This window comes from Phenylobacterium haematophilum (assembly GCF_014196295.1).
GTDB classification, from domain to species: Bacteria; Pseudomonadota; Alphaproteobacteria; order Caulobacterales; family Caulobacteraceae; genus Phenylobacterium; species Phenylobacterium haematophilum.
The window spans coordinates 1-1,171 of the sequence record NZ_JACIDK010000021.1 but is presented as its reverse complement, the minus strand read 5'-3'; the positions used below and the strand labels follow the sequence as shown (position 1 = coordinate 1,171).

The 1,171-nt window shown below is 67.8% G+C and carries 1 protein-coding gene; it reads left to right on the top strand.

Annotation, left to right across the window (positions count from 1 at the left end; translation table 11 throughout):
• Positions 1–87 precede the first annotated feature (87 nt).
• Positions 88–1,164 carry an ISAs1 family transposase gene (locus tag GGQ61_RS21960; RefSeq protein WP_183777190.1) on the top strand — a complete coding sequence of 359 codons (1,077 nt, stop codon included), beginning with the start codon at positions 88–90 and terminating at the stop codon, positions 1,162–1,164.
• The last annotated feature ends 7 nt before the right edge of the window (positions 1,165–1,171 follow it).

Genomic DNA, 1,171 nt, shown 5'->3' with positions numbered 1-1,171 from the left:
GCAGGGGAATCGCATATGGCGGTGGAGTCGAAATTTTAGTTCGAAGCGGACTCTGCAGGCGTCTCCTTGGTGTGAGGAGGCGGCGGATTGGAGAGGTTTGCGGATTATTTCGGGCAGGTGGTCGATCCGCGGGCGAGTAACGCCCGACATGACCTGCTGGAGCTGATGTTCGTGGCGCTGGCGGCGGTGCTGTGCGGCGCGGAGGACTGCACCGACATGGCCGAGTTCGCCGAGGCGAAGCAGGATCTGCTGCGCCAGGTCGTGCAGCTGGAACATGGAGCCCCGAGCCACGACACGTTCAGCCGGGTGTTCCGGCTGCTGGAGCCAGAGCCTTTCGAGGCCGCCTTCGCGAAGTTCACGCGCGCCTTTGCTGGAGCGCTGGAGGGTGTCGTGGCGATCGACGGCAAGGCGTTGCGCGGGGCCTACGAGCGCGGGCGCAAGGCCACGCCACTGCATCTGGTCAACGTGTGGGCGGCTGAGGCTCGGCTGGTGATCGGCCAGCGCCTCGCCCCGGGCCGCAACGAGGTCCTGGGCGCCCAGCAGGCCCTGGCGCTGCTCAGGCTCGATGGCTGTATCGTCACCGCCGACGCCCTGCACTGCCGGGCCGATACCGCCCAGGCGATCCTCGACACCGGCGCCGACTATGCCCTGGCCCTGAAGGCCAACCAGCCGACCCTGCTGGCCCAGGCCGAGGCCCTGATCGCAGCCGCCGATCCGGCCACCGAAGCGGTGAGCGGCCCCGCCAAGGCTCACGACCGGATCGAAGGCCGCACCGCCATCGTCGTCGCCGCTCGGGGCATAGACTTTCCCGGCCTCGCCGCCGTCGCCCGCGTGGAGACCTATCGCAAGACCGCCGGCGAGCCCGAGCCGGTGATCGTGCGATGGTATCTGCTCTCGACCCAACTCTCAGCCGAGCGGATGCTCGCCGTGGCCAGAACCCACTGGACCATCGAGAACCAACTCCACTGGGTGCTCGACGTCGCCTTCGACGAAGACCGCGTCCGCAGCCGCAAGGACAATGCCCCTCAGAACCTCGCCCTCATCCGCAAGCTCGCCCTCAACATCGTCCGCCACCACCCCGCCAAGGGCTCGATGAAGACCAAGATCAAGCGCGCCGGGTGGGACAACGCCTTCCTGCTCTCCATGCTCGGCCATATGCGATAGCCCTGCC